5 protein-coding genes are annotated in these 3,652 nt (G+C 72.3%); all 5 read left to right on the top strand.

Annotated features, from left to right (window positions below):
• The first annotated feature begins 85 nt into the window (after window positions 1–85).
• The 5 genes from AC0Z36_RS29355 to tgmB all read left to right on the top strand — a co-directional run bounded on the left by AC0Z36_RS29355 (window position 86) and on the right by tgmB (window position 3,557).
• On the top strand, window positions 86–1,324 hold the full coding sequence (locus AC0Z36_RS29355; RefSeq protein ID WP_485466125.1) for a helix-turn-helix domain-containing protein: 1,239 nt from the start codon (window positions 86–88) through the stop codon (window positions 1,322–1,324).
• A gap of 188 nt (window positions 1,325–1,512) precedes the next feature.
• Window positions 1,513–1,740, top strand: a complete 228-nt coding sequence (locus AC0Z36_RS29350; protein WP_485466124.1) for a hypothetical protein — start codon at window positions 1,513–1,515, stop codon at window positions 1,738–1,740.
• The gene (locus tag AC0Z36_RS29345; RefSeq protein ID WP_485466123.1) at window positions 1,740–2,198 is read left to right on the top strand and encodes an ATP-binding protein; all 459 of its coding nucleotides are present in this window, start codon (window positions 1,740–1,742) and stop codon (window positions 2,196–2,198) included. The genes AC0Z36_RS29350 and AC0Z36_RS29345 overlap by 1 nt, the downstream gene beginning before the upstream one ends.
• 148 nt (window positions 2,199–2,346) lie before the next feature.
• Window positions 2,347–2,595: a putative ATP-grasp-modified RiPP gene (gene tgmA, locus AC0Z36_RS29340; RefSeq protein WP_485466122.1), complete on the top strand. Its 249-nt coding sequence runs from the start codon at window positions 2,347–2,349 to the stop codon at window positions 2,593–2,595.
• A 5-nt stretch (window positions 2,596–2,600) separates the two neighbouring features.
• Entirely contained in the window at window positions 2,601–3,557 is a 957-nt protein-coding gene (gene tgmB, locus AC0Z36_RS29335; RefSeq protein ID WP_485466121.1) for an ATP-grasp ribosomal peptide maturase, read from the top strand.
• Window positions 3,558–3,652 lie beyond the last annotated feature (95 nt).

Below are 3,652 nucleotides of genomic sequence, written 5' to 3'. Positions count from 1 at the left end.
CGGGGCTACTTCAAAACTTTTGACACCATGTGAGCTGGCTCCGGCGGTACCGTCCGGGTACGGGTATCCGACCAGGGGAGCCACGGTGAGCACTGAACCGACGATGGGCGAGAACCTCGCCCGCCTGCGGGGCCAGGCGGGCATGACCCAGCGCGAGTTGAGCGAGAAGTCCGGCGTCGGCCTGCCGACGATCCGGGGCCTGGAGCGGGGCGCCCGGACCACCGCGCTGATGGGCACCATCTCGAAGCTGGCGAGCGCGCTGGACGTGAAGCCGTCCGTCCTGCTGGGCCAGCGCCAGACGCTCCACCAGGACGACGGCCGGCGCGAGGAGAGCATCGCCCGGCTTCGGCGGGCGATCCATCCGCTCGGCGACCTGCCTGGCGTGCCGGTGGCGGCCGAGACCGTCGAGGCGCCGGCCATCGAGGACCTGAACCGGTCCGTCGAGCAGGCATGGCGGGGCTACCACCGCGGCGAGTTCTCTGACCTGATCGCCAGCCTGCCCGAGTTGCTGGCCGGCGCCCGCGCGGCGGCCGCCGAGTTGCGCGGTGATCAGCGCAGAGCGGCGCACGGCGCGCTCAGCCGGGCCTACCAGGCCGCTGCGCAGGCCGCCGGTCACCTCGGCCAGGACGACCTGGCCCGCTCGGCGGTCGAGCGGTCGATGCTCGCCGCGGACGCGGCCGATGACGCGCTGCTGGTGGCCGGTGGCTGCAACGCGCTGGCATGGGTGCTGCTGCGGCAGAACGAGAGCGAGCTCGCCGGACAGGTCGCCTCTGCCGCCGCCGACCGGCTCAACCCCCGGTTCTCCCGCGAGCAGTACCAGGCGGTGCGGATGTGGGGCCGGCTCAGGTTGTCCAGCGCCACCGCCGCCTCCCGCCAGGAGGACTACCAGGCCGCGAAGGAACTGCTGGCGGATGCGAAGCGGTGCACCACGGTGGTGGAGATCGACGCGATGGACTACGTCAACGGCGGGCACCACTCGGCGTTCGGCCCGTCGAGGGTGACGATGATCGCGGTCGAGGTCGCCATGTCCCAGCAGAAGCCCGCGCTCGCGCTGCGGCTGGCCCGGGGCGTTTCCCCGACGCCGAGGATCCCGCCGATGACCCGGGGCCGGCACCTGCTGGACGTCGCCCAGGCCCAGACCTGGCAGGGCCAGTACACCGAGGCTGTGGCCACACTGACCCGGGTGCACGGCATGGCGCCGGAGTGGATGCGCTACCAGGTCCTCGCCCGCGAGGTCGTCCGCCAGGTGCAGGAGAACAAGGGGCGCCGCCGGCTAGACGGCCTGAATACCCTCGCCCGGCACATGAACCTGCTGGCGGCATAGTCCGGGGGCGGAAGTGATGCGCTGTGCATCACCTGACTGGGAGTGATCTTCCGGGTACGCGAAGTACCCGTTCCCTGTCTGGCCGTCACGCGGTTTGCTCGGATACGCCGCCCGGGGCTGGAGCCCCGTGGCTCCCCTGGGGCCCCGGGCGGCACCGAAGTCCGCTACCGACTCGGGGAGCATCTGTCATGCCTACCTCACCCCGCCGCAGCCTGGGGCAGGTCCGCCGCCGGGCCGAGATCCTGGCCGCCGCCTCCGGCTGGTCGCCGTGGCCCAGCCGGCGGCCCGCGCCGCTGCCGGATGCCGCGAAGAAGGTCCTCACCGACCACGGCAACGACGGCGGCCAGTGCAAGGTCGGATGCGGCTCCTGGCCGTGCGACACGGCGATCCGGGCGGCCACGGGCGGGGCGGCGTGATGGCCGCCCGCTTCCCGGTCCCGTACGAGTGGAACGTCGAGCCGGCCGAGGAACACGTCGTCGCCGCGCGCCGCCTGATCGCGGAGATCGCCGCCTTCTGGCGGCTGCCGCTGTCGGCCGCCGCGATGCGGGACGTGGACCTGGTCGCCGGAGAGCTCATCGCCAACGCCGTGAAGCACACCGGCGCCCGCTGCCGCGTCACCCTGCGCTGGGCGGAGGGGAGCCTGCGGGTCGAGGTGTGGGACGCAAGCCTGCGCCTGCCCGAGAAGCGCAAGGCCGGGCCCGACGACCTGGACGGCCGGGGCCTGGCGCTGATCGAGGCGTTCGCCCTCACCTGGGGCTGGCAGCCGTCCGGCGCCGGGAAGGTGGTCTGGGCCGAGATCGCCTCCGATCAGCACACCTCGGCTGCCGCTCGGCCCACCGCCCGGGACGAGCTCGCGCACTCACCGGCCGCCTGACGGCCCACCAGACTCCGCCCGGCATCCCATGGCACACCGGCCGGGCGGGACGGGCGCCGGACCGGTCATCCCCCGAGACCGGCCGGCGCCCAGCACCACCAGCACAGCGCGGGGGAAGGTCCGAACCGACATTGAGGGAGGGATCCGAATGCAGAAGACCGCTGTTCGCCCGTGGGGCGTGGGCCGGATGCGGCCGTACCCGAGCACCTACGTCCAGCCGTTCGCCACCGTCGCCGTCGACCCGGCCACCCAGACCGGGGTGTTCCGGGACGGCAAGGGCCTGGTGGTGGAGATGGGCAAGCACGGCACCAGCAAGGGCACCGAGACGAACCCGCAGTCCACCAACCTGGACTCGCGCAACGACTCGGACCAAGACCAGGACAGCAGCCAGGACTGATGACCATGACGGGTATGGGACCGGTGGTGGTGGCCACCGAGGCGGACGACCAGACCGCCGACCTGGTCATCACCGAGCTCAACCGGCGAGGCGTGCCGGTGGTCAGGTTCAACCCCGCCGACATCGGCGCGGACCTGGCGGTCTCGGCCCGGTTCGGCACCTGCCCGGCCCCCGTGGCCGGGCAGGTCCGCACCCCGTCGCGGACCGCGGACCTGGAGAACATCCGCTCGCTGTACTGGCGACGGCCGACCTGGCCGGCCTTCGACCACCTGGACCCGGCGGACGCCCGGTTCGCCGCCGCCCAGGTGCGGCACGGCCTCGGCGGCGTGCTCTACGCGCTGCCGGCCTGCCGGTACGTCAACCACCCGCTGCGCAACTTCGAGGCCGAGCACAAGCCACTCCAGCTGGCCGTGGCCCAGCGCTTGGGCCTGACCGTGCCGCCCACCCTGGTCTCCAACGACCTGGACGAGATCCGGCAGTTCATCGCCGCCCACGACCAGGTCGTCTACAAGGTGCTGCGGTGGACCCCGTACCGGCAGGGCGAGAGGGGGCTGACGACGTGGACCGAGCCGGTCACCGCCGGCGAGCTGGACGAGTCGGTGACGGTGGTGCCGCACCTGTTCCAGGCCCGCGTGGACAAGGTCGCCGACTTGCGGGTGGTCGTCGTCGGCGCCCGGGTGTTCGCGGTGCGGATCGACTCCGGCCTGCTGGACTGGCGCAAGGACTACAGCGCGCTCACCTACAACGTGGTCGAGCTCCCGGACCGGCTGGAGAAGACGTTGATCGCCTACCTGGAGCACTTCGGCCTGGCCTCGGGCAGCTTCGACCTCGCCATCGACCGCGAGGGGGACTTCCACTGGCTTGAGCTGAATCCGAACGGCCAATGGGGTTGGCTGGAGGACGAGACGGAGCTTTCGCTGACCGCCGCCTTCGCCGACCTGCTGATGCGAGGAGGATCATGACTCTGCCCGACACGGCGGCTGAGCGCCGCGCGCTCGCCGACCGCCTTGAGGCGAGCGGTGACCTGACCAGCCCATCGTTGCGGGCGGCGGTCGAG

The organism is Kitasatospora sp. UYEF31 (assembly GCF_057291755.1).
The sequence above is the reverse complement of the archived record's forward strand: the minus strand, read 5'-3'. Positions and strand labels throughout refer to the sequence as shown.

Bases quoted from the DNA above. Each gene is read 5' to 3' on its own strand.
- AC0Z36_RS29350 (WP_485466124.1), top strand. From the start codon at position 1,513: ATGCCTACCTCACCCCGCCGCAGCCTGGGGCAGGTCCGCCGCCGGGCC.
- AC0Z36_RS29345 (WP_485466123.1), top strand. From the start codon at position 1,740: ATGGCCGCCCGCTTCCCGGTCCCGTACGAGTGGAACGTCGAGCCGGCC.
- tgmA (WP_485466122.1), top strand. From the start codon at position 2,347: ATGCAGAAGACCGCTGTTCGCCCGTGGGGCGTGGGCCGGATGCGGCCG.
- tgmB (WP_485466121.1), top strand. From the start codon at position 2,601: ATGACGGGTATGGGACCGGTGGTGGTGGCCACCGAGGCGGACGACCAG.